The following is a 23,368-nucleotide window of genomic DNA, read 5'->3' as shown; positions in this document are numbered from 1 at the left end:
TTAATATACAATAAAAGTGGATGTGACGATAATGGAAAAATTAGATTTAAACAACAAGGCATTTTATAACAACAGAGAAGTAAGTTGGGTAGATTTTAACCGTCGTGTAATTGAGGAAGCTTTTGATAAGAAAAATCCACTACTAGAACGTCTTAAATTTTTAGCTATTGCAAGTTCAAATGCTGATGAATTTTTTATGGTGCGTATAGGTGGACTTAAAGATCAGGTCGCAATGAACTTTAATGAACCTGAAAATAAAACACAGTTAACACCAACAGAACAGTTAGTAGCAATTGATGCAGCTAATCGTGAAAACGTTAAATTACAATATGAACAATACAAAGCTTTGATTCAGGAGTTAGAAGGATATCAGGTTTTCTTTAAAGCGATTGATGAGTTATCTCCTGAAAACTATGAAATCATTGAACAAAAGTTTAACTTTGAAATTTTACCGACGTTAACGCCACTTGGTATCGACGCTTACAGACCTTTTCCTAAATTATCAAACAAGTCATTAAATATATTCGTAGATGTAGAAACAGATGCTGGCGAAAAGAAATCTGCTATCGTTCAGATTCCAGCGTTATTAAACCGCATCATTCAGCTTAAAAATGGTGAGCGTACAATCTTCGTATTATTAGAAGATGTTATTAATCATTTCATCGATAAGTTATTCTTTGGTTACAAAGTAATTCGTACGTTTACGTTCAGAATTACAAGAAACGCAGATTTAACGATACATGAAGATGGTGCAGAAGATTTATTAATTGAAATTGAAAAATTCTTAAAGAAACGTAAAAGTGGTGCTGCTGTTCGTTTAGAAATAGATACACGTCATGACACTTCTATTAACGGTTCATTCTTAATGAATGAATTAGAGATTGAAGCACGTGATATCTATAAGTTAGATGGACCACTTGATTTAACGATGTTATTCCAGTTAGCAGGTATGATAGAGAAGCAATATCCACAGCTTGCGTTTAAACCGTTTGAAGCGGCACCACCGAAATATTTAAATGGTGGTAACATTTATGAAGAAGCGCAGAAACACGATATCTTCTTCCATCATCCGTATGAGTCATTCCAGCCGATTGTTGACTTCATTAAACAAGCTTCTGAGGACCCTAATACGTTAGCAATTAAACAGACGCTATATCGTGTATCTAGTGATTCTCCTATCATTGATGCATTGAAGAATGCAGCTGAAGCCGGCAAACAAGTAACAGTACTGGTTGAGTTGAAAGCACGTTTTGATGAGGAGAATAATGTGCACTGGGCGCGTATGCTTGAAGAAGCGGGATGTCATGTAATTTATGGTATGACACACTTAAAAACGCACTCTAAAATCACTTTAGTCGTGAAAAAAGAAGGCGACGAAGTAGTGCCATTTGTCCATTTAGGTACAGGTAACTACAACGATAAGACTGCTAAAATCTATACTGATATGGGTATTATCACAACGAATAAAGAAATTGGTCAGGATGCGATGAATTTCTTTAACTATTTAAGTGGTTATTCAGAAAAACCAACATATAAGAAATTACATGTGGCACCTTTTGAAATTCGCGATGAATTTGTTGAACATATCAATCAGGAAATTGATTGTCATAAAGAATTTGGTAATGGATTAATTATTGCCAAGATGAATTCATTAACTGATAAGACAGTTATCAAGAAATTATATGAAGCAAGTCAGGCTGGCGTAAAAGTTAAGCTCATCATCCGTGGTATTTGCTGTTTACGTCCAGGTATCCCAGGTATTAGTGAAAATATTCGTGTAATTAGTATTGTTGGACGATTCCTTGAGCATTCAAGAATTTATTACTTCTATCATAACGGGGAAGAAAAGATGTATCTATCTTCTGCAGATATGATGACACGTAACATGATTAAACGTGTTGAGATTTTATTCCCAATTTTAGATCCAAAGATTGTGAACGAACTAAAAGAAATTTTAGATCTTCAGCTTAATGATAACCAAAAAGCACGTGAGCAGGATGCAAGTGGGGTATATCATTATGTACGTAATGAACAGAATGCTGTAAATTCACAGGAAGAACTTGTGAATCAGGCAGAAAATTATAAACGTACCTTGGTGAAACCTAAAGTTACTGAGCCTCAGCCAGTAATGAGCAAACGTGCTAGATTACTAGGATTTGTCAGAGATCGTTTAAAGAAATAAGAAAAAAAGCGAGCCATTTCGTATGATTTCATACGAAATGGCTCATTTTTTATTTTACATTGATATTTAGGATGATTTAAACAAACTTCGTAACACTATTAATATTGCGACGCTCACTTGTTCTAGGTTCTTTTAACGTTTTACCGATAGTAATAATCAGTGCAGGTACATATCTTTCATCGATATTAAACGCTTCTTGAATACCGGTACGATTAAATCCGCCAATTGCACATGTCCCTAAATCATTAAGCGTTGCAAAATTCATCACCTGCATTGCCGGAAATGCAGAGTTCATAATTGCTGCCTCATATGCATATGCTTCATTGTGATAGACACCGTTTACTTGACCGGCAATCGTATCTTTAATTTCCTGAGTCATCGTACCTGCTTCAATGGCAGGGTCAAATACTGTATCGATATTTTTATTCGCTTCTTTATCACCTAATATTATAATCGTTGCACTTGAATCTTTCACTTGTGCCTGGTTATATGCAAGCGGTAATAACTTTGATTTTGCTTCATCGCTATGCACAACAAGAAATTCCCAATGTTGCAGATTCCATGCTGAAGGAGCCTGATTAGCAGCTTCTAATATTTCAAGCAGTGCTTCTTCTGACATTTTATATTCAGGGTCATAAACTTTGACCGCTTTACGTGTTAATAACTTATTCTGTATTGCATTTTCCATGATGCGCCTCCTAAAAATAAATAAAGATTTATACGATTATTATCATATAAATCTTTAATATATTATGCAATTGAACTGCTTAATCAAGTATTGCAGTAATCTTTTCCTGAGTAAGTGGATGGATAAATTCCAGCTTATAACTTTCAAGCGCAAGCTGTCGCAAGTTAGAATCACTGTACAGTGGATCGCCAAGAACAGGGTAACCAATTGCAGCAAGATGTACACGAATTTGATGTGTACGACCAGTTTCTAATGTCAATTCAACTTCTGCGATACCATCGCCTAAAGCTTTTGAATCAACAATATGTGTTACTGCGCGATCACCTGTTTGTGAAACACGACGTTTATTTGGATGAAACTTATCTTTACCGATTGGTAGATCGATTGTTTGATTCTTAAGTGGAAGATGACTTTTAACTTTGGCACGATATGTGCGTGTGATTTCTCGTTCTTCAAGCATACGGTCGAGTATCTTTTTGATGAAAGGATTTTTTGCAACAAGTAGCAATCCTACTGTTTCCTGATCGAGACGGTGTACCGGTTCTACGTAATCTGAGTCTAACGTGTAGATGGCGTGGTTGAGCAGAGTATTAGATTCTGCCATATCATTAGGATGCGTTTTAACACCTTTAGGTTTTACAAGGATTGCTAAATGTTCATCTTCATATTTTACTTCACAAAGACGATAACTTGATTTATACGCACTTTTTTCTTCTGCAATCGGTAAGTATAACTGGTCACCTTCAGAAAGTTTGCTTCTTAATGTAGCAGGTTCATTATTTATTGTTATTTCCTTTGACATTCTGAATTCATGCATCGGCTTTTTAGGAATGTGTAAAGCTTTTAACATTTCTTCGATTGTTAAAGTATCCCATTCATTTCTAATATTTATAATCATAATTTTTCTCCTAAATCGTATTTAAGTCGTATAATAATAGGGTAATATTTAATATCATATTAAAATTTATATAAATCATCATTCGCTTATATACTATTATAGATGAATTAAAGGAGAATTTACATGACTGAAGAAATTAATTTAGAGAAATTTAATAAATCGATTGAAGCAAGACAAATGACGTTTGATGATATAGATGAAATTATTGCACTACAAAAAATATGTTTCCCAGGTATGGAACCGTGGGAAAGAGCACATTTAGAATCACATCTAAATCTGTTTCCACGTGGGCAGATGGTTATCGAATATGAAGAGAAAATTATCGGATCTTGCTCAAGTTTAATCATCAACTTTGATGAATATGATGATAAACATACTTGGAATGACATTACGGATTCGGGTTATATTACAAATCATAATGATAATGGACATAACTTATATGGTATTGAAGTGATGGTCCATCCAGATTATCGTGGCATGCGTGTTGGACAACGTTTATATGAAGCACGCCGTGAAATCGCTTATGAGCTTAACTTAAAATCAATCATTATCGGTGGACGCATTCCGAATTATCATCATTATCAGGATGAATTAACACCACGTGAATATGTCAATGACGTAATGAAACGTAAGATTAAGGATCCAGTACTTACATTCCAGTTTATGAACGGGTTTACATTGATGCGTATTAATCCGAACTATTTAAAAGACGATGTGAAAAGTAGTAAGTATGCAACATTAATGGAGTGGAACAACCCTGATTTCGTTGCTAAATCTAACTTACATTTCAGAACAAGTTATCCGGTACGAATCTGTACAGTTAACTACATGATGCGTAAAATTGATTCATTTGAGGAGTTTGCGAACCAAATTGAATATTTCGTTGATGTGGCATATGATGCTGGCAGTGACTTTGTTGTCTTCCCTGAATTGTTAACGACACAACTGATGAGTTTTGATGAGAAGAGAAATCCAGCAGAATCTATCCGTCAGTTAACTAAATATACGGAACAATATATTGAAATGTTCAATGACTTTGCGATGCGCTACAATATAAATATTATTGGTGGCAGTCACTTCGTTGAAGAAAATGATGATATTTATAATATTTCCTACTTATTCAGACGTGACGGATCAATAGAAAAGCAATATAAAATTCATGTTACACCAAATGAACGCAGATGGTGGGGTATTTCACCTGGTAAGAAGGTTGAAGTATTCGATACAGATTGCGGAAAAATAGCAATTCAAATCTGTTACGATAGTGAGTTTCCGGAGATGGCACGTATTGCAACTGAGAAAGGTGCTAAAATAATTTTCACACCATTCTCAACTGAAGACAGACAAAGTTATTTGCGCGTGAAATATTGCTCAATGGCACGTGCGATTGAAAACCAAATCTATACTGTTACGAGTGGTACATGTGGTAACTTGCCACAAACTGAAAATATGGATATCCAGTACTCTGCATCAGGTATCTATACACCAAGTGACTTTGGATTTGCACGTGACGGTATCGTCGGTGAAACTGGTGAAAATGACGAGATGGTTATGATCGGTGATGTTGACCTTGAAGTATTACGTCGAGGTCGAGAAGACGGTACTGTCCGTCAATTACGTGATAGAAGACATGATTTATACCGCGTTGAATACAGACGTGACTAATATAAAAGAATGGTGTGCTTATGAAGAATAGTACGTTACTTTTAAAAGAAATTGCTGAATTTTTAAATGAAGAAACAGAAGTATATTCTATGATGAATGGTGCCCTTGACCGATTGGTTAAGGGGACCAATTTTTCTACTGGATGGATATTCTTTATCGATGAAGACGGAACACATACGCTTGCATCTGAATATGGATTGCCGGATGCTTTACTCATGGATGATTGTCGTTATATGACAGAAGGACCGTGCTGGTGTGTCTCGCGTTATCATCAAAAGAAGTTAACAAAAGCAAGCAATATTATAACGTGTTCACGTATCGTAAAGGCGAATAAGCAATATAGTGATAAGACCGGTGGTATAACACATCATGCAACAGTGCCACTACAATCAGGTGATGAAAGATTTGGATTGTTAAACGTTGCGACGCCGAACACCAAAATTTATTCAGAAGAAGATCTCGCTTTATTAGAATCCGTCGCCTTCCAAATTGGGAGCGCGATTAAACGTATCTATCTTACTGAGAAAGCACGAGAGACTGCATTACAGGAAGAACGAAATAGACTGGCTCGTGATTTGCATGACTCAGTTAATCAGATGTTATTTTCATTAAAGCTCACTGCGCACGCAGCAGGGACAATGAGTAAGGACGAGAAATCTATTCAGGCATTTCAGATGATAGAGTCAACCAGCCAGGATGCTGTCAATGAAATGCGCGCATTAATCTGGCAGTTGAAACCGGTGGGATTAGAACAAGGCCTGGTTGAAGCAATAAAGAATTATGCTGAAGTGTTAGGATTAAATGTAACGATTAAAGTATCTGGTCTACTTAATCTGGAAAGTAAAGTAGAGCATACAATCTTTAGAATTATTCAGGAAGCAATGAATAACGTTAAGAAACATGCCCAAACAGATGCAGTATCCATTCATTTATCACAGCAAAGCGAACAGTTTATAATGAAGATAGAAGATAAAGGTAAAGGATTTAAAGTGAGTTCAGCTAAAACGTTACCGACCCATGGTCTAAAGAATATACTGCAACGCAGCAATGAGATAGGCGCAGAAGTTAATATGAAAAGCGAAGAAAATGTCGGAACAATGATAGAACTTTTTTATCCGAAAGGACAACAACATGAAAATAATAATCGTAGATGATCATCATATTGTGAGACAAGGATTACAATTTTTATTATCAACAGAAGCAGACTTTGACGTTGTTGCTGATTTCAGCGATGGCAGTGAAGTTGTGTCATATCTTAAAGAACATGATAAGCCGGCGTTAATTATTATGGACCTTGTAATGCCTAACATGGACGGCATAGAAACAACTAAAGCCATAAAAAGTAGCTATCCCGAAGTGAAAGTGCTTGTATTATCAAGTTTTGTTGATGAAGAACATGTAATGGGTGTGATAGATGCAGGAGCAGATGGATATGAAATGAAGGACAGTGAACCTGAGGTGTTGATTCACACGATTAAACAAGTGCTAGCTGGCGCTCAGGCATTTCATCCGAGTGTAGAAGCATATAAAGAATCCGGGCTGAATTTGCCGCATATAAAAAATCCATTATCAAAGCGAGAACTGGAAGTATTAGCTGAAATGTCGAAAGGCTTAACCAATAAAGAGATAGCAGAGCAGTTATTTGTATCAGAGAAGACAGTCAAGACGCATGTTAGCCATATCTTTGCAAAGCTTGAAGTGAAAGATCGCACGCAGGCTTCGATGTATGGTGCGAAGTATAATTTGTATAAGTAGGTATGCTTCGGGCTGGATTGTTTTCTGAATCGATGTCGATGTGTCCAATAAAGTTGAGATATCGGTCACGTTTAACATCATCAAAAAATCCAGCACGATGATAATCTTCATAGTGCTGGATTTCTTTTATAATACGTCTTGAAATTCAGGTGTTTTATCAAATACACTTTTAGCGAATGTACATAATGGGATAATCTTTTTGTTGTTTTGACGTGCGTATTTAACCGCAGCTTCTACCATCATCTTACCTGCACCTTGACCACGTAATTCATCGTTAACTTCGGTATGATCGATAATAATCTTATCTTCTCCAGTAGGCACATAAGTCATTTGCGCTTTAGGACTTGATACATCACCGATATAAAATAAATTTTCTTTATGATTTACAGCCATCATAATAATAACACTCCTCGTAGTGAATTCTGTTTAGATTAAGTATAAATGTATTAGCCGATTTAATAAAGCAATTAAGCAGATAGTAATTGAATTGATGATGGTAAAAGTATACAATAATACTTAAAATAGGAGGTTACCTGATGATAGATAAATGGTGGGCGAAGGATGAATGGTTAACATTGATTTTTATGATTAGTTATATGGCTATGAAAGACTGGTTACCAAAAATGTGGGCAGAACGTATTCTTCTCATTGTACTTGCTTTCGTTATGCTCTATTTTGTGGTTAAACTTACTGTCTATATTATAAATGAGTATCGTCATACAGAAATTACGCATATTAATTATTTCATCAATAAAGAAACTGATTATTTCATCGTCTGGTTAATACCGGTGTTATTTAAACTCGCTACATTCTACTTAGTTTATGTCGTGATGATGATTGAATGGGGTAATCTGTGGAATTATATTATGGTCTTCGGCGGCATTGTTCTAGTTCTGGTTATGTTTGATGAATATTTCGAACGTCATAGTGAGGTGCGAGAGGTATTAAATGAAAATAGATAAGTTTTTTGCGTGGTTAAATAGAAATAAAATCATAATTATAATGAATACTTTACTTGCTATTCATTTGATTTATAACAATAATTTTTCAAAAGTATTAAATATTATTGTTGTTTCAACTTTGATTTTCATCAGAGCAGTACAATTCAATAAATATTTTAAGCAAAATATCAAAAAACTTCGAAATGATACGAGTATTGATTATGATGAAGAACAATTAAGAAAAGATGGTCGCTATTTTTATGTTTTTACATATCTTTCATATCTATTTTGTTTAATATTAGTTATATGTTTGTTATTTGTTAATCAGCACACATTACTCATCTGTATCATTGCTGTCATTATCATCATAATTGGTGTATTAATCGATAATAGATTTGAAAAGAGATCGAAATTAAGAGAAATACTCGCAGAAAAGGACAAAGCATAACGTATGCTTTGTCCTCGTTTTATACATATTGTATTCATTTCCTATTCATGTGGTTCTAAGTGAACGATTGTTTCAATTGCACCATATGCTTCTTTAATATTGTGTTCTATATTTTCAGTAATATCATGGCTTTCCGCCACTGTAAGATTTGCATCTACTGTTACGGTAACATCGATAAATGTCATGACACCGTGATTTCTTCCTTTAATATCTACAACGGATAAAACATCCTCAACATTTAAGACGATTTTCTTCATCTCATCAAGTGTTTCTGCATCAAAGCCATCTGTTAATGTAATAGCTGTTTCAAAGAATATTTCTATCGCTGTTTTCATGATCAATAAACCGACTACTATTGCTGCGACGGTATCTAAGAAGGGTAGTCCCATGAATACGCCGACAATACCTACAAATGTTCCAAGCGATACAAGCGCATCGGATAGGTTATCAGCTGCGGCTGCTTTTAATGCACTGGAATCTACTTTCTTCGCTAAATTACGATTGTAGAAATAGACGAGTAGCATTGCTAACGCTGATAATATCGCTACTACTGCTGTTTCAATGGATGGCGTTGAAAAGTCCTGATTGATATAGTGTCGAATACCCTGAAGGATTACCTGAACGCTGACTGCAAACATAATGAATGCAGCAATCAGTGAACCGATATATTCAGAACGATAATGACCATAGTTATGATTATCATCTGCTGGCTTCATACTGATTGCAAGTCCTATAAGCAGAGCAACTGATGAAACAACGTCAGTCGCGTTATTTAATCCATCGGCAACAAGCGCATGTGAGCCATTCATATAACCGAATAACAATTTTAACGTAGTAAGCAATACATACATTATAATACTGACTTTTGCACCTTGCTGAGCTTTTGCGAGTTGGTCTTTTACCTGCACTTTTTTCATCCTCTCAAACCATGTCTTATTATTATCAAACAAATGGGAAGAAATATCTAGTGAATTGCAGTGAATAATATAAAAATTATTATGCTTGTAATATTAAATACGAATAAGTTTTTTATTCATAAAAATTCATAATTATGAAAATTACAATTTACATTGCAATAGAAATAATTTATAATTATTTGTAATAGTCAGAAAATTCTGTTGTTGAGGAGGATATTATGAAAATAAAAGGGAACATGACAGTCAGGATTATTATTGCATTAATTGCTGGTATTGCTATAGGTTCATTCTTTAATATATATCAGGACGCAAGCTGGGTTAAGTGGATTAATCAATATGTCTTTAATGTAATCGGTCAAATTTTCTTAAATCTTATTTTTATGCTTGTTGTACCAGTAGTATTTGTATCTATTGTTTTAGGTGTGCTTGGTGTAGGTGATCCTAAACATTTAGGTTCTATCGGTTTAAAGACGATTTCATTCTTTTTAGTAACGACTGCATTAGCTATCACCCTTGCAATGTCACTTGCTTTAGTATTTAAACCAGGTGACGGTAAAAGTGATTTGTTAAACAGTGATGAAGTAAAAACTTATGCTGAAGAACAGAAGAAAAAAGCTGCAGCAGCAGAAGAAGAAGGCACACCTGCCACCCAGACTTTTGATCAGACGTTAATCAATTTAATTCCGAAAAACCCAGTACTTGCTATGAGTGAAACAAACATGCTGCAAGTGATTACGTTTGCAATATTTATTGGTATCGGTATGATTGCACTGCGAGAGAAAGTATCAGCAGTAAAATTACTGTTTGAGCAGACAAATGAAATACTGATGTTTATCGTAACAGCGATTATGCAATATTTCGCACCAATTGGTACATTCGGTTTAGTTGCAACAGCATTTACGAATGCAGGTTTCGGTGCAATTAAACAGCTTGCAATGTATTTCTTCGTTGTATTATTAGGTTTATTCTTACATATGATTATTGTATATGGTGGTGCAGTCAGTTTCTTGGCACGCAGAAATCCTATCTGGTTCTTTAAAGGTTTCGCACCGGCAATGACCGTTGGATTTAGTTCATCAAGTTCAAATGCGACGTTACCGATTTCATTAGAATGTGCTCAGGATAATTTAGAAGTACGTAAAGAAATATCATCCTTTGTACAGCCGCTAGGTGCCACAATTAACATGGATGGTACTGCAATCATGCAAGGTGTTGCAACTATCTTTATCGCTCAAATTTCCGGTGTTGATTTAACACTTGGTCAGATGGTGACAGTTGTTGTCATAGCAGTAGTAGCTTCTATCGGTACTGCAGGAGTGCCAGGTGCTGGTCTTGTAATGCTTGCAATGGTTCTGACAGCGGTTGGTTTAAATCCTGCTGCAATCGGAATTATTTTAGGGATAGATAGACTTCTCGATATGACGCGTACAGCTGTTAACATTTCTGGAGATGCTGCTTGTGCAGTTGTCATTTCTGAACAGGAAAAGCGTTATTTAGCAAAAAAAGGCATGAAAGTTGCATAATTGTGACATTAAAAAAATAATTTTAAAAAAAGAGGAAACTTTTAAGAGTTTCCTCTTTTAATTTTTTGTAAATTATATTAAGATGGTAAAGTCACTTTAAATGAATGTGTATTTTTTCAACTTATATTTTAAGAGCATTTACTGACATAAATTTATATTTAGAGAGAAAGGTCGTATAGAAAATGGATAAACAGCAATTCACAGATTTACTTCAAACGAAATTCAAAATGGTGCGTATCGAAGCGGGATACACACAAGATACTATGGCTCAGACAATCGGCTTATCAAAGAAAACATTAGTTCAAATTGAGAAAGAACGTGTATTACCGAACTGGACAACATGTGTATCTTTATGTGCATTATTCAGAGATTCAGAAGTATTACAAAATACTTTAGGTGGAGATCCACTGGAAGTGATTCAAGTAATTTCACGTGGTGCATGTGCATATCCGGATCAGGATAACAAAAATGAATTATGGTGGACAACGATTGAATCTGATCGTGACATCGTTTTACAACAAAACAAAATTTCTAACCTTTACCGTGTATTAGATGGTTCAACACAACCATTATATGGATCAAATAAAGCGCGTGAAGCTGAAATGTTCTTTAATAAGAAGAAAAACGAAAATTTAGTAAGTTTATAATATACTAAACAAACGCTTATCCAGCGTTTGTTTTTTTTATATAGAGGTATTAAACTAATAAGTATTAAAAATAAAGAGGTGGCATATTGAACGCAGTATTAATCGTATTATTTATGGGACTCATCGGTGCACTTATCGGTGGATTTACAAATTATATCGCAATAAAGATGTTATTTAGACCGTTTGAACCAAAATTTTTATTTGGCAAACAATTACCGTTTACACCTGGACTCATTCCAAAACGTCGTAACGAACTGTCAGTTAAGATGGGCGAAATGGTAACAGAACATTTACTCACACCAGAAATCTTTAAAGAAAAGTTGATGACTCCACAAACAGAAGGTTTTATGAAAGACTTTATCGTACGTCAGATTCAGACATTAAAGACAGGACAATATTCAGTCGACGACTTTGCAAGACGCTTCAATATAGATGTAAGTGCGCTTGGCAATGAGAAATTACGTCATCAACTTTTGCAAGTCATTGATAATGCAGTTTTAACGCGTAAAGATGAACAGATAGCAAATTTATTACCAGTTGATTTACGTGGTAAGCTTGATGCCCAAGTTGAAGGTTTGCCACCAATGATCATGGAAAAATTACGTGACTATGTTAATTCTGCAAAAGGTTATGATGACATGATGCAAATGATCGATCGTTTCTTTATGGAAAAAGGTCGCGTTGTCAGCATGATTCAAATGTTTATGACGAAAGAGATGATTGCAGATCGCGTCATTAAAGAATTTAATGCATTAAGCAGAGAAGAAAAGTTAAACGATATCATCGCTACCGAAGTAAATCGTGAATATCATCAGTTGTTAACAAAACAACCGTCTAACTTTATCAGTAACCAGGAAATAGAGACGATTAAAGAAAATTTAATCGAGCAAATCATCGCGCAAGTCGACTTAAAACGCTATACGTCTACACCACTCGTCACACTTGCACCAAAAGCTTTTGAATATATGGAAAGTGAAGGTAGTGATCGATTTGTACATTATGCAATCTCTAAAACATCAGATAATATTGCAGAAATTTTAGAGAAAGTGCATATCGCTGAAATCGTCAAACAGCAGATTGATAACTTCGAATTATCGTTTTTAGAGCGACTCGTTATTGAAATATCAAACAAGGAATTAAAGATGATTACATTTTTAGGCTTCTTACTTGGTGGCATTATCGGTTTAGTACAAGGTGTAATCGCTCTCTTTGTATAATGAGCGCCATTTATGGTATATTTATTATGAACAATTAAATTATGTGTAAATTCAAAGGAGAATGATTATGTCAGTTAATATTTATGATGAAGCAAACCGTTTAGAAAGCGCATTACGTCAAAGCGACGAATACAATGCGATTAAAGAACATTACTCTGCAGTAAACAGCAACCCTGAATCAAAGAAAATCTTTGATGATTTCAGAAAGATTCAGTTAAATTTACAGGAAAAACAAATGTCTGGTCAGGAAATTACAGAAGACGATTTAAATGCAGCACAGTCAACTGCTGAATTAATCGAAAAAGACGAAAACATTTCTAAATTAATGGAAGCAGAACAAAAAATGAGCTTCATGATTCAGGAAATTAACCGTGTTATCATGAAACCTTTAGAAGAATTATACGGCGTACAAACTGAAGATACGCCTGAAGCTTAATTGCTAAAATTTAAGCTTTCAAGTACAATAATTAAATAAATTATCAAATAAACAAAAAGTGATATGCTTTTTGTTTATTTTTTTGTGAGGGATACAATGAAGTTTTATTTTAAGCATGAACAGTTCGAATCAATTCAACTCTATATTAAAAATATTATCAACCTGTATTATGAAGAAAGCTACTTATTTGAAGGTGTTGGAGATAATCAGATCAATCTTAATATTGAGCAAAAAGATGAAACAACCGTTACGACAACAATGACGATCGATGGTAAAACATATACGCAATCTGCAAAAAGAAATGGTGTTACAAAGCGCGATATGAAACAGGCGCTTGGTGAGACGTTGATCACTATATTAACTGACCATACAGGAATTGTTCAAAGCTGGGGAACACTGACTGGCATAAGACCTACAAAACTATATCATAAATATTATAGAGATGGATTAACGCATGAAGAAATTACGAAAATATTGGTACGTGATTATTTAATTTCTCCTGAGAAAATTGACTTGATGAGAGATATAGTACACACACAATTAACTGCTATTCCTGATCTTTATCAGCTTGAACGTGAAGTAAGTATTTATATCGGTATTCCTTTCTGTCCGACTAAATGTGCATATTGTACGTTCCCAGCTTATGCAATACGTGTATTTAAAGACCAGGTACCAGAATTTTTAGTGGGATTAATACATGAAATAAAGCATACTGCAGCATGGTTAAAAGATAATGATATACAAGTGACTTCTATATACTTTGGTGGTGGTACACCGACATCGATTGAACCGAAAGATCTATCATTATTGCTTGAGACAGTATACACATCATTTGACATGACGCATGTACGTGAAGTTACAGTTGAAGCAGGACGTCCCGATACGATTGATACGGAAACACTGGATGTACTTAATCATTATGATATTGACCGTATCAGTATTAACCCACAAAGCTTTACAGACGCTACTTTAAAAGCGATCGGGCGACATCATAGTGTACAGGAAACGATTGATAAGTTTCATCTATCACGAGCACACAATATGAATAATATTAATATGGACTTAATTATCGGATTACCAAATGAAACACGCGTTGAAATGGAAAACTCTTTACAGGAGACGAAAAAATTAAATCCAGAGTCATTAACAGTACATACGTTAAGCTTTAAAACAGCAAGTGAGATGACACGTAATAAAGCAAAGTATCCAGTGGCGCCAAGAGATGAAATCATTCATATGATGAACATGACAAGGCAATTTGCTATAGAAAATGATTATATTCCGTATTATTTATATCGTCAGAAAAACATACTTGGAAATCTTGAGAACATTGGTTACTCTAAACAGGACGAAGCTTCATTATATAATATTTTGATCATGGAAGAAGTCCAAAGTATTATTGGACTGGGTTGTGGTGCATCAAGCAAGCTTATAGATCCTGTTACCGGCAAGATTGAAAACTTTTTAAATCCAAAAGACCCGAAATCATATAACAATAGTTATGAAAGTTACACTGACAAGAAGATTGAAAAATTAACGCAATGTTACACAAGCATCTAATGTGATATCACTTTAGATGCTTTTTTTCGACTTGTCTAACAATTTTATATGATTTAATGTAAAATATGATGTAACAAGAAAAGTGAGGTACTGCTTATGGTAAAATTTATCCACTGTTCAGACTTATTACTAGACGAGCCATTTGATTTAAAAAGTAACTTGCCGGAACATATTATGCAGGATGTATACCGAGCAAGCTTTGAAAGTTTTAAAAATTTAGTTGATGATGCAATAGAGATGAAAGTTGATTTTATACTTATTAGTGGGAATTTATATTCGAGTAAAAATAGAAATATTAGAGCAGATAAATTTATTGAACAGCAATTTGAACGATTAAAGAAAGCACATATTTTTGTGTATTATATTGCTGGAACAGACGATAGTTTATCTCAAAAGTCTTATACAATTTATCCGGATAATGTCGTTGTATTCTCTGAAGATGTACAGTCATACGAGCTGATTACGCATAACGGACAAAGAGTGTTTATTCATGGATTTAGCTATAAAGAACATACAACATATGAAAATAAATTAGACGGTTATCCAGTGAATGAAGTGGATCAATCCATTCATATCGGAATGCTGCATGGAATACATCATAAGATTAAAGGATTCAACACGACAGAGTTTAGAATAGAGGATTTAAACGAAAAACTATATCATTACTGGGCATTAGGACATTTACCATATAAGAAACGTCTTAATGATCTGCCTGAAATCCATTATCCTGGCAAGATGCAAGGTACACGTTTCTCTGATACTGGACGAAAAGGTTATCTTTATGTTGAAGGAGATCATACAACACTTGACGTTAAATTTATACCGACAGAACATATCCGTTTTGAACATGTGACGTTAACATTAAATGAAACCGGCAAACATGCCATCTATCAGGATATTACTGATTTCAAGAATAGTATAAGAAGTTCAGGGAAAAGTATGTATCAGTTAAAGCTCGTTAATCCATTTGAAACATTAATTGACAGCCATTTAATACAAAGTATTCTCAAGCAAGTACAAATGTATGAATCAAATGAATCACAATTTGTCTGGATCGATGACATCGAGCTTGAGCAGACATTTGAAGTACATACACTAGCCAGTGAATTTAATGCAGAACATTTAGAGAATGAAGCACTATTTAATCAGGCACGTGTACCGATACAGCAATCAAGTGTTGAACGATACGCAGATGATATAAGTTTTGATGTGCATCAAACGTTACTTAATCACGGCGAATCAAGATTAAAGTTAATGATGAGGGATGAATCATGAAGATAAAATCACTTGAAATATATGGATACGGCAGATTAGAACATCGAAAATTTGATATTCATTCAGACTTTGTTCAGATTTATGGTGAGAACGAAACTGGAAAATCAACGATGCAGGCGTTTATCCATGCTTTATTATTTGGTTTCCATAGAGATGAGGAATATGAACCGAGACTTGAGCCGAGATTTTCACCGCAATACGGAGGTAAGATGACGCTTGAATTACAATCAGGCGAGATAATAACGATTGAACGTAACTACGTACATCAAAAAGAAGAAACGACAATATTGCTTGATGGCAAACAAAAAGATGTGCAATGGTTAAATCAATTATTAAACCACATTTCAAAAGAAACTTATAAAAATATTTTTTCATTTGATGTATTAGGATTACAGGAAGTGCATCGCAAACTGACTGAAGATAAATTACAGGCATATCTTTTGCAAGCAGGAGCATTTGGCAGTACTGAATTTACGCAGATGACAGAACATATTAAACAGGAAAAATCACGATTATTAAATGATGACGTTACGGGTGAAATAAATAAAGCTACTGAAGAATTACAAGTTCTAGAATCTCAAATTCGTCAAAAAGATCTTCTGTTTGAAACGTATGATACATTACTGTCTGAACAAGATAAATTAAGGCGCGAGTCCGATGAATATAAGACACATCTTAAAGAACTTAATCAAGTATTACAACGTAAACAACGTGAAATAACTTTTCACAATCAAGCGAAAGAATGGAAAGCACTCGAACACAAATTGAATATTGCACCGCCAACTTTCCCCGAGCAGGGGATTGACCGATTTGAAGCGCTAAAGAAACAACAGCATCAAGTCAATCGGGACTTACAACTGCGTCAGGAAAGACTCAACCAATTAACAGTTGAAAACAGCAGTATACAATTGCTTAAGAATCGGGTAATAGAACAATCAAATGACTTGCTTAAACAAGAACAGTCATATCGAAACTATCAGTCAGATCTTTCTCATCATTCAAAGATGATTGATCAGCTGACAAATGAACAGGCAACATTGATGAAAGATATTGGCTGGGAGAAATATCATCTTGTAGATGCAGGACCATCAGTAAATGAACAAGCAAGTTTAACAATCAATCAACTCGAAAAAGATTCACTTGAGAAGTCACAGATAGATCGAGAGATTAATTTTGTTAAAGATACGATTGCTAAAAAAGAACAGGCACTTCATGATATGGAACATGTAAAGGTGCATGATGAACGTTTCGAAAAATCTTTACAACTTGAAAAGAGTAAGACTGATTTAATAGATAAAACTAAGCTTTACGATACGATGAAGGAAGAAGCAGCAACTTTTGAAGCGAAACAGTTAAAACAATATAAACTTCAGCAATGTAGTTTGTTATTAATGATGTTATTGTTTATCGGTGGTGCCATCTATTCATTTTTAATACCTCAATATATCGTCCTGGGTGTATTTTGTGTATTAGCAGTGCTTACAATTGTTATGTTGATGATGAATAAAAAACCGGATTTGCATTTCAATCAATCTTTAGCGCAGGAAGTTACAGATCTTAATCTAAAGGTAAAAGATTTGCAGGATAACTTTGATTTATCCTTTGATCTGGAAGAACAACGATTAATCAGACAGCGTATGAATGAAGGTAATAGTGAAATAGCACGCGAAAAAAATCGATATAATCAGTTAAATCACAGTTTACAAGATATTAATAAGCGTATTGAACAATCGACTTCAACATTACAAAATATAAGAACAAAACTAAATTTACCGGAAGATTATCTGGTAACTCGACTTACACTTGCCATCAAACAAATTAATAAGATTAATACGTTGGCATTGGAATTAGAAACATTGAATGGTAAATATAAAGCTACCGAGCAACATATATTACAATTTAACGATGTATTTAATCGCTTTAAACAAACAGTACCGATTGAATTAAATATCGACAGCTTATTCCATGATTTAAAGACGATGCAGACGAAAGATGAGAAGAATAAGTTTCAGTTTAATAAGAATAATGATCAGATAGCGCTGTTAAATAAAGAGATTGCAATTATGCAGGAACAATTATTACAGTTCAATAATGAATTACAGACACTTTTCGATGAAGCTAAAGTAAGCAATGAATCAGAATATTATGCTCAGGAAAAAACATTTAACAATTATCATAGTGATTTAACTCAGTTTGATAAATTAAGTCGTTCACTTACTGAACAAGGATTCTCATATGATGATAATACGGCTTTAAGCTATGTTACAACGATTGACTTAGTGGCGCAACTGAATGCTATTGAAGCGCACATTAATCAGTTAAAGCGCGACTTAGCTCGAGTGAAAGAAAGATTAACAGGGATACACGAGCAAATGGAAACAATCGCGAGTGATGATAGTTTGTCCCGTCTAAAATATGAATTACAGATTAAGAAAAATCAATTAAATACTTTAATATATGATTTTACGGCGGTCAATTATATTGAAACATTGATTGAGGCACATATTGAAGCAGTTAAAGAAAAAAGACTACCATATGTTATCAGTGATGCAACTGAGATATTTAAGTATTTGACTGAGGATAGATATATACAAGTACTGTATAAAGATCAACATCTTGTTGTCAAAGCGAGCGATGGTCAAGTTTATCATCCGACAGAATTATCGCAATCAACGAAAGAAATACTTTATATTGCATTGAGACTAAGTTTAATACAGTCGCTTAATAAATATTATCCGTTCCCAATTATTATTGATGATGCATTTGTGCATTTTGATAGAACGAGACGTGAGCGTATATTAGAATATATGATGAAGTTAAAATCTAACCAAATTATTTATTACACTTGTAATAGATCAACTGTGGTTACAAACAAAAATACCATTACACTAGAGAGAATAAATAAGGAGGTTAAAAAATGAGAACCATTGAAACATTAAAACCTGGTGCTTCTGTTGATAACTACTTTTTAATTCACAAAGCAATTCAAGGCGTAACAGGACAAGGGAAACCTTATTTAACGTTATATCTTAAAGATAAAAGTGGAGATTTAGAAGCGAAAGTATGGACTGTCACTGAAGATGATATAAAAGCACTAACACCTGAAACTTTAGTAAGAATTAAAGGTGATGTTATAGATTATCGTGGCAGAATTCAGATGAAGGTCAATCAATTTAAAGTAGCGACACCTGAAGATGGTGTGAAGCTTGAGCACTTTTTAGAATCAGCACCACTTAGTGAAGATGATATGATGAATGAGCTGATGGACTATCTGCTTGAAATTGAGAATGCGAAGTTACAACGTGTGACACGTTTATTATTAAAGAAACATCAAAATGAATTTATGACATTCCCTGCTGCGAGTAGTAATCATCATAACTTTGTTTCAGGGTTGTTATATCACGTGCTAACGATGTTAAAGCAGGCAAAAGCATTATGTGATATTTATCCATCACTCAATAAGAGTTTATTATATTCAGGTATTATTCTGCACGATCTGGGTAAAGTTAAAGAATTATCCGGGCCAGTCGCAACAAGCTATACTGTAGAAGGAAATCTACTAGGTCACATTTCAATTATGAGTGACGAAGTAGCGAGTATCGCGCGTGAACATAATATTGATGGAGAAGAAATTATGCTGCTTCGTCATTTAATCTTAAGTCATCATGGTAAATACGAATATGGATCACCAAAATTGCCGATGGTAAAAGAAGCGGAGATATTAAACTTTATCGATAATATTGATGCACGTATGCAGATGTTTGATAAACATATGAAAAAAGTAGAGAAGGGTAACTTCTCAGAACGCATTTTCGCACTTGAGAACAGACAATTTTATAAACCCATCAATCTGGACTAATGATTGACGAATTAACTTAAAATCCCAGGATATCAATAAGGAATTATTGATATCCTGGGATTTTTAGATTATTGACTTACTTCTGGTGATTGTGCTGTTAAAATTTGCTCATCAACGATTTTCTTAATGTCTTTATCTTTGTAATCGACATCGTAGTCTTTAAGCAGCTTTTTGTATGCATCAACCATTAATTTAGGATCTTTTTGAATTTTAGTTTGACGTACTTTTTCTTTTAGACTATTCTTTTGGCTATCGAAATCATCTTGTTTGTCCGCTAAGATAATGTGGTAACCAAAGTCAGTTTTTACTAAGCCTGAAAGTTCGCCTTCTTTTAATTTAAATAACGCTTTTTCAAACGGTTCAACTGTTTGTCCTTTAACAACATAGCCTAATGATCCACCGTTTGCCTTAGAACCTGTATCACCAGATTCTTTTTTAGCGATCTTAGCGAAGTCAGCTTTGTTTTTCTTAACTTGTGCTAAGATTTTTTCTGCTTTTGCTTTCGCAGCCTTATCACTTAAACCATCTTTGTTCGAATCAGATTTCACTTGAATTAAGATGTGAGATGCTTTCTTCGCATTTTCTTTTACATCTGCATCTGTTACTTTAACTGTTTCTTCTAACAATTTTTTACGGTATTCATCATTGACACGCGTGTCTTTATATTGTTCAACAGTCATCCCTGGTTGTTGTTGTTGTAGAATTTGAAGGAATTGTTTCTCGCCACCGTATTTTTTAATTTCTTCATCTACAGACTTTTTAATTTTATCTGCATCTACTTTTTTACCGTATTTATCTTTTAAAATATCTCCGATTAAAATTTGGAACGCTGTGTTAGCTACTTCAGTTTTACCCATCTCTTTAATTACATTTGTTGTAGTAACATCTCCTGCTTTAGAAGATATTAAAGTTTCACCATTATTTCCACATGCAGATAATCCTAAAACTGATATAGATAATGCTACAGGCAGAATTACTTTTTTAAGTTTCGTCATACGTATTCTCCTTTTCAGTTACAATTTCTGTTCTAATATATCACAAAGCAATATTAGATTACAATTTATCTAATATTGCACTCGTGATAATTCATTGAAAGTTCATGTTTTGTCAGTATTTCAAAACCATATTTACGTTCTTCGATGTAAGAGCCTTTCGGTGTATTGATAATATACTTTAAGTATATAAAATCAATAAATGACATCCCGACATTAATAGAAAATATAAATAGAAAGTAATGTGCAAATTGTGGTAATGCTACTGCGCAATATAACGTGATAAAAGTTATTATGACAAACGGCAGCATCAGTGAAATACCAAATTTTATTTTGTGAATCGGATGATTGATTCTTATATTAAATAACGGAAAAAATTTAGACTTATTCGTTTTTTGTAAGATCATTGATTTCATATCATTCATAAAAGGTATCATATGACAAAATTTATGAATAGGGTATAGCAATAAACATGCTGCGATAAAAAGAAAAAAGTACTGATCAGAGAAATGTTTACCAAAAACACTTGAGAATAATTCAAAACTAACGATAAATACTAAGATTGAAATAAGTGCTGAAATAAGCAATATACGCTGTAAACCGTATGTTGCACGAAAGTTAAAGTTTTTATTACATAAGTACATGGCAATTCTCCTATCGGTCAATTTACCTAGCAATTATGCATTATCAGTTTCGTTCTCGTCAAGTAAAACTTTTAATAGGTCATTATGACTTTTATCAAGGTGTTTAATAAAGTCGTCGCCATATATTTGCGCTACGATATATTTTAATTCAGTGAAAGAAGGAAGGTCATGCATTATGTCATTAAAATTATTTGCTGCTTCGTAAATACGATCATCTGTTTCTTTATAACCATGATATGTTTCATACAGCAATTCTTTCCCTTTTTCAGTCAATTCAAGATACGTATTACGTTTATCGAATTCACTTTTAGGCATCGTTAAATATCCACGCTTTTCAAGGTTTTTAGCAAAGTTAAACACAGTTGAAACATGCATCACGCCATATTGACTCACTTGTGAAATCGTTGCCTTTTCAAGGTTTCTGATGATTATTAATATATGATGTTCATTAATATTTAAATCATAAGGTTTAATCCATTTTTGCCAGTCTTTTTCCACGGTTTTCCATAAAGCTTTACTCAACTGAGATACTTTATGTGTAAAAAGCATTTTTTCAATTACATCTTTTTCACGTTTCATAACGCTGCCATCCTTTCACTTGTATATTAAATTTATATTATTGCTATAGTTAAAATAAAAAAAAGTATGATGATAACATCATACTTTACTATAGGATAATAATATTTTAACATAATACATTTGTGAAACAAGATATTTTTCTGAATTTTTAAAAATATAAAAAGAAGATATCATATCTTCTTTTTTTATATCTATTTTTTTGATAAGTTATCCATAATTTCAGTTTTACGATTATTTAAGTTTTCGATATTGCCTTTTAAATTCTCAACATTTGGCTGAATATCAGATTTATAATGTGCAATCATATCTTTAATTTCATCTGTCATCGTTTTCATCACTTCTTGTGAAGCATCTTTTGTTTTGAAGACAGCATCTTTTACTTCATTTGCTTCAATCTTTAACTGATTCATCTGTGCTTTAGTGTCATATGCAGTTGATTGAAAGTTTTGTTGTAATTCTTTACCTGACTTCGGTGCATTTAATATTGATGTTGCTGCACCTGCAGCGATTCCTACACCAAATCCTAATAATATACGTGAAAATTTCATAAATTGATCCTCCTCAATTTGCTTGTACTAATCTATACCCATAATTTTTAATAACATGCTTATTTTATCGCATTGCTGATTGCATCTTTTAATTCATGCATTGCTGTTTCGTTGAACGCGTCCGCATGTGTTTCCCACTTGTAACCGAACCCATCTATATCATCTTCATAACGTGGAATGATATGGAAATGGATATGGAATACAGATTGATCAGCGAAAGCACGATTATTTTGAATAATGTTGATTCCAGCTGGACTAAATGCAGCATCAACTGCTTTAGCAACTTTTTGTACAGATTGAATAACTTTTGCTAAATCTTCAGGGTCTACAGATAAGATATCTTCAGCTGCATTTTTAGGGATAACGAGTGTATGGCCTTTTGATACTTGTGAGATATCTAGAAATGCATATGTATACTCATCTTCATAAACTTTATATGAAGGGATGTCACCTTTTAATATTTTTCCGAAAACTGTTTCACGCATTGAAAACGCCTCCTTAAATTATTTGCTATTTTGTTTATTATAATGTAAATAATGAAAATATTCATTCAATCACAATTCGTTATGAGAAATAATCATTATTTGATACAAT

At 33.8% G+C, this 23,368-nt stretch carries 23 protein-coding genes; 14 read left to right on the top strand and 9 right to left on the bottom strand.

The window, feature by feature from the left end:
- Window positions 1–31 precede the first annotated feature (31 nt).
- On the top strand, window positions 32–2,182 hold the full coding sequence (locus HT586_RS09690) for an RNA degradosome polyphosphate kinase (RefSeq protein ID WP_096075981.1): 2,151 nt from the start codon (window positions 32–34) through the stop codon (window positions 2,180–2,182).
- Between the two features lie 76 nt (window positions 2,183–2,258).
- Here the strand turns inward: HT586_RS09690 and HT586_RS09685 are convergent, their stop codons facing one another.
- Together HT586_RS09685 and HT586_RS09680 are read right to left on the bottom strand one after the other, a co-directional pair.
- Window positions 2,259–2,870: a nitroreductase family protein gene (locus tag HT586_RS09685; RefSeq protein ID WP_096075982.1), complete on the bottom strand. Its 612-nt coding sequence runs from the start codon at window positions 2,868–2,870 to the stop codon at window positions 2,259–2,261.
- 79 nt (window positions 2,871–2,949) lie between these two features.
- Window positions 2,950–3,768, bottom strand: coding sequence for an RluA family pseudouridine synthase (locus HT586_RS09680; RefSeq protein ID WP_203545696.1), 819 nt, complete (start codon window positions 3,766–3,768; stop codon window positions 2,950–2,952).
- A 123-nt stretch (window positions 3,769–3,891) separates the two neighbouring features.
- Here HT586_RS09680 and HT586_RS09675 point away from each other — a divergent pair, with 123 nt between their 5' ends.
- The 3 genes from HT586_RS09675 to HT586_RS09665 are packed head-to-tail and all read left to right on the top strand — an operon-like array spanning window position 3,892 to window position 7,188.
- Window positions 3,892–5,433 (top strand): bifunctional GNAT family N-acetyltransferase/carbon-nitrogen hydrolase family protein, encoded by a 1,542-nt coding sequence (locus HT586_RS09675; RefSeq protein ID WP_096075984.1) that lies wholly within the window; start codon window positions 3,892–3,894, stop codon window positions 5,431–5,433.
- Window positions 5,434–5,453: 20 nt separating this feature from the next.
- Window positions 5,454–6,587 carry a GAF domain-containing sensor histidine kinase gene (locus HT586_RS09670; RefSeq protein WP_203545695.1) on the top strand — a complete coding sequence of 378 codons (1,134 nt, stop codon included), beginning with the start codon at window positions 5,454–5,456 and terminating at the stop codon, window positions 6,585–6,587.
- Window positions 6,565–7,188: a response regulator transcription factor gene (locus tag HT586_RS09665; RefSeq protein ID WP_096075986.1), complete on the top strand. Its 624-nt coding sequence runs from the start codon at window positions 6,565–6,567 to the stop codon at window positions 7,186–7,188. Before HT586_RS09670 ends, HT586_RS09665 begins: the two co-directional genes overlap by 23 nt.
- Before the next feature lie 126 nt (window positions 7,189–7,314).
- On the opposite strand, the gene HT586_RS09660 is transcribed toward HT586_RS09665, so the two are convergent.
- On the bottom strand, window positions 7,315–7,584 hold the full coding sequence (locus HT586_RS09660; RefSeq protein WP_188018703.1) for a GNAT family N-acetyltransferase: 270 nt from the start codon (window positions 7,582–7,584) through the stop codon (window positions 7,315–7,317).
- Window positions 7,585–7,724: 140 nt separating this feature from the next.
- Here HT586_RS09660 and HT586_RS09655 point away from each other — a divergent pair, with 140 nt between their 5' ends.
- Both HT586_RS09655 and HT586_RS09650 read left to right on the top strand, forming a co-directional pair.
- Window positions 7,725–8,150: a hypothetical protein gene (locus HT586_RS09655; RefSeq protein WP_203545694.1), complete on the top strand. Its 426-nt coding sequence runs from the start codon at window positions 7,725–7,727 to the stop codon at window positions 8,148–8,150.
- Window positions 8,137–8,577, top strand: coding sequence for a hypothetical protein (locus HT586_RS09650; RefSeq protein WP_203545693.1), 441 nt, complete (start codon window positions 8,137–8,139; stop codon window positions 8,575–8,577). Before HT586_RS09655 ends, HT586_RS09650 begins: the two co-directional genes overlap by 14 nt.
- A 41-nt stretch (window positions 8,578–8,618) precedes the next feature.
- Here HT586_RS09650 and HT586_RS09645 read toward each other — a convergent pair whose 3' ends face one another.
- Entirely contained in the window at window positions 8,619–9,494 is an 876-nt protein-coding gene (locus HT586_RS09645) for a cation diffusion facilitator family transporter (RefSeq protein WP_203545692.1), read from the bottom strand.
- Between the two features lie 218 nt (window positions 9,495–9,712).
- Here HT586_RS09645 and HT586_RS09640 point away from each other — a divergent pair, with 218 nt between their 5' ends.
- The 8 genes from HT586_RS09640 to yhaM all read left to right on the top strand — a co-directional run bounded on the left by HT586_RS09640 (window position 9,713) and on the right by yhaM (window position 20,011).
- Window positions 9,713–11,017 (top strand): dicarboxylate/amino acid:cation symporter, encoded by a 1,305-nt coding sequence (locus HT586_RS09640; protein WP_096075991.1) that lies wholly within the window; start codon window positions 9,713–9,715, stop codon window positions 11,015–11,017.
- 182 nt (window positions 11,018–11,199) lie between these two features.
- Complete coding sequence (gene xdrA / locus HT586_RS09635; RefSeq protein ID WP_096075992.1) at window positions 11,200–11,664, top strand: XRE family transcriptional regulator XdrA; 465 nt, start codon at window positions 11,200–11,202, stop codon at window positions 11,662–11,664.
- An 86-nt stretch (window positions 11,665–11,750) separates the two neighbouring features.
- Window positions 11,751–12,881 (top strand): DUF445 domain-containing protein, encoded by a 1,131-nt coding sequence (locus HT586_RS09630; RefSeq protein WP_096075993.1) that lies wholly within the window; start codon window positions 11,751–11,753, stop codon window positions 12,879–12,881.
- 67 nt (window positions 12,882–12,948) lie between these two features.
- Window positions 12,949–13,317 carry a YlbF/YmcA family competence regulator gene (locus HT586_RS09625; protein WP_165958670.1) on the top strand — a complete coding sequence of 123 codons (369 nt, stop codon included), beginning with the start codon at window positions 12,949–12,951 and terminating at the stop codon, window positions 13,315–13,317.
- 96 nt (window positions 13,318–13,413) lie between these two features.
- Window positions 13,414–14,877: a coproporphyrinogen III oxidase gene (locus HT586_RS09620; protein ID WP_203545691.1), complete on the top strand. Its 1,464-nt coding sequence runs from the start codon at window positions 13,414–13,416 to the stop codon at window positions 14,875–14,877.
- Between the two features lie 96 nt (window positions 14,878–14,973).
- Window positions 14,974–16,152, top strand: a complete 1,179-nt coding sequence (locus HT586_RS09615) for a metallophosphoesterase family protein (protein ID WP_096075996.1) — start codon at window positions 14,974–14,976, stop codon at window positions 16,150–16,152.
- Window positions 16,149–19,073, top strand: coding sequence for an ATP-binding protein (locus tag HT586_RS09610; RefSeq protein WP_203545690.1), 2,925 nt, complete (start codon window positions 16,149–16,151; stop codon window positions 19,071–19,073). The genes HT586_RS09615 and HT586_RS09610 overlap by 4 nt, the downstream gene beginning before the upstream one ends.
- The gene (gene yhaM, locus HT586_RS09605; RefSeq protein WP_188018697.1) at window positions 19,070–20,011 is read left to right on the top strand and encodes a 3'-5' exoribonuclease YhaM; all 942 of its coding nucleotides are present in this window, start codon (window positions 19,070–19,072) and stop codon (window positions 20,009–20,011) included. Before HT586_RS09610 ends, yhaM begins: the two co-directional genes overlap by 4 nt.
- Before the next feature lie 68 nt (window positions 20,012–20,079).
- Here the strand turns inward: yhaM and HT586_RS09600 are convergent, their stop codons facing one another.
- The 5 genes from HT586_RS09600 to HT586_RS09580 form a co-directional block, all read right to left on the bottom strand.
- A complete protein-coding gene (locus HT586_RS09600) occupies window positions 20,080–21,006 on the bottom strand; it encodes a peptidylprolyl isomerase (protein ID WP_096075999.1) in 927 nt (308 codons plus the stop codon).
- 65 nt (window positions 21,007–21,071) lie between these two features.
- Window positions 21,072–21,647, bottom strand: coding sequence for a DUF3267 domain-containing protein (locus HT586_RS09595; RefSeq protein WP_096076000.1), 576 nt, complete (start codon window positions 21,645–21,647; stop codon window positions 21,072–21,074).
- A 33-nt stretch (window positions 21,648–21,680) separates the two neighbouring features.
- Window positions 21,681–22,226: an HTH-type transcriptional regulator Hpr gene (locus tag HT586_RS09590; protein WP_096076001.1), complete on the bottom strand. Its 546-nt coding sequence runs from the start codon at window positions 22,224–22,226 to the stop codon at window positions 21,681–21,683.
- Between the two features lie 191 nt (window positions 22,227–22,417).
- Entirely contained in the window at window positions 22,418–22,774 is a 357-nt protein-coding gene (locus HT586_RS09585; RefSeq protein ID WP_096076002.1) for a YtxH domain-containing protein, read from the bottom strand.
- Between the two features lie 59 nt (window positions 22,775–22,833).
- Window positions 22,834–23,259, bottom strand: a complete 426-nt coding sequence (locus HT586_RS09580; RefSeq protein ID WP_096076003.1) for an HIT family protein — start codon at window positions 23,257–23,259, stop codon at window positions 22,834–22,836.
- Between the last annotated feature and the right edge of the window lie 109 nt (window positions 23,260–23,368).

The organism is Macrococcoides bohemicum (genome assembly GCF_016865215.1).
Lineage (GTDB): Bacteria > Bacillota > Bacilli > Staphylococcales > Staphylococcaceae > Macrococcoides > Macrococcoides bohemicum.
The sequence above is the reverse complement of the archived record's forward strand: the minus strand, read 5'-3'. Positions and strand labels throughout refer to the sequence as shown.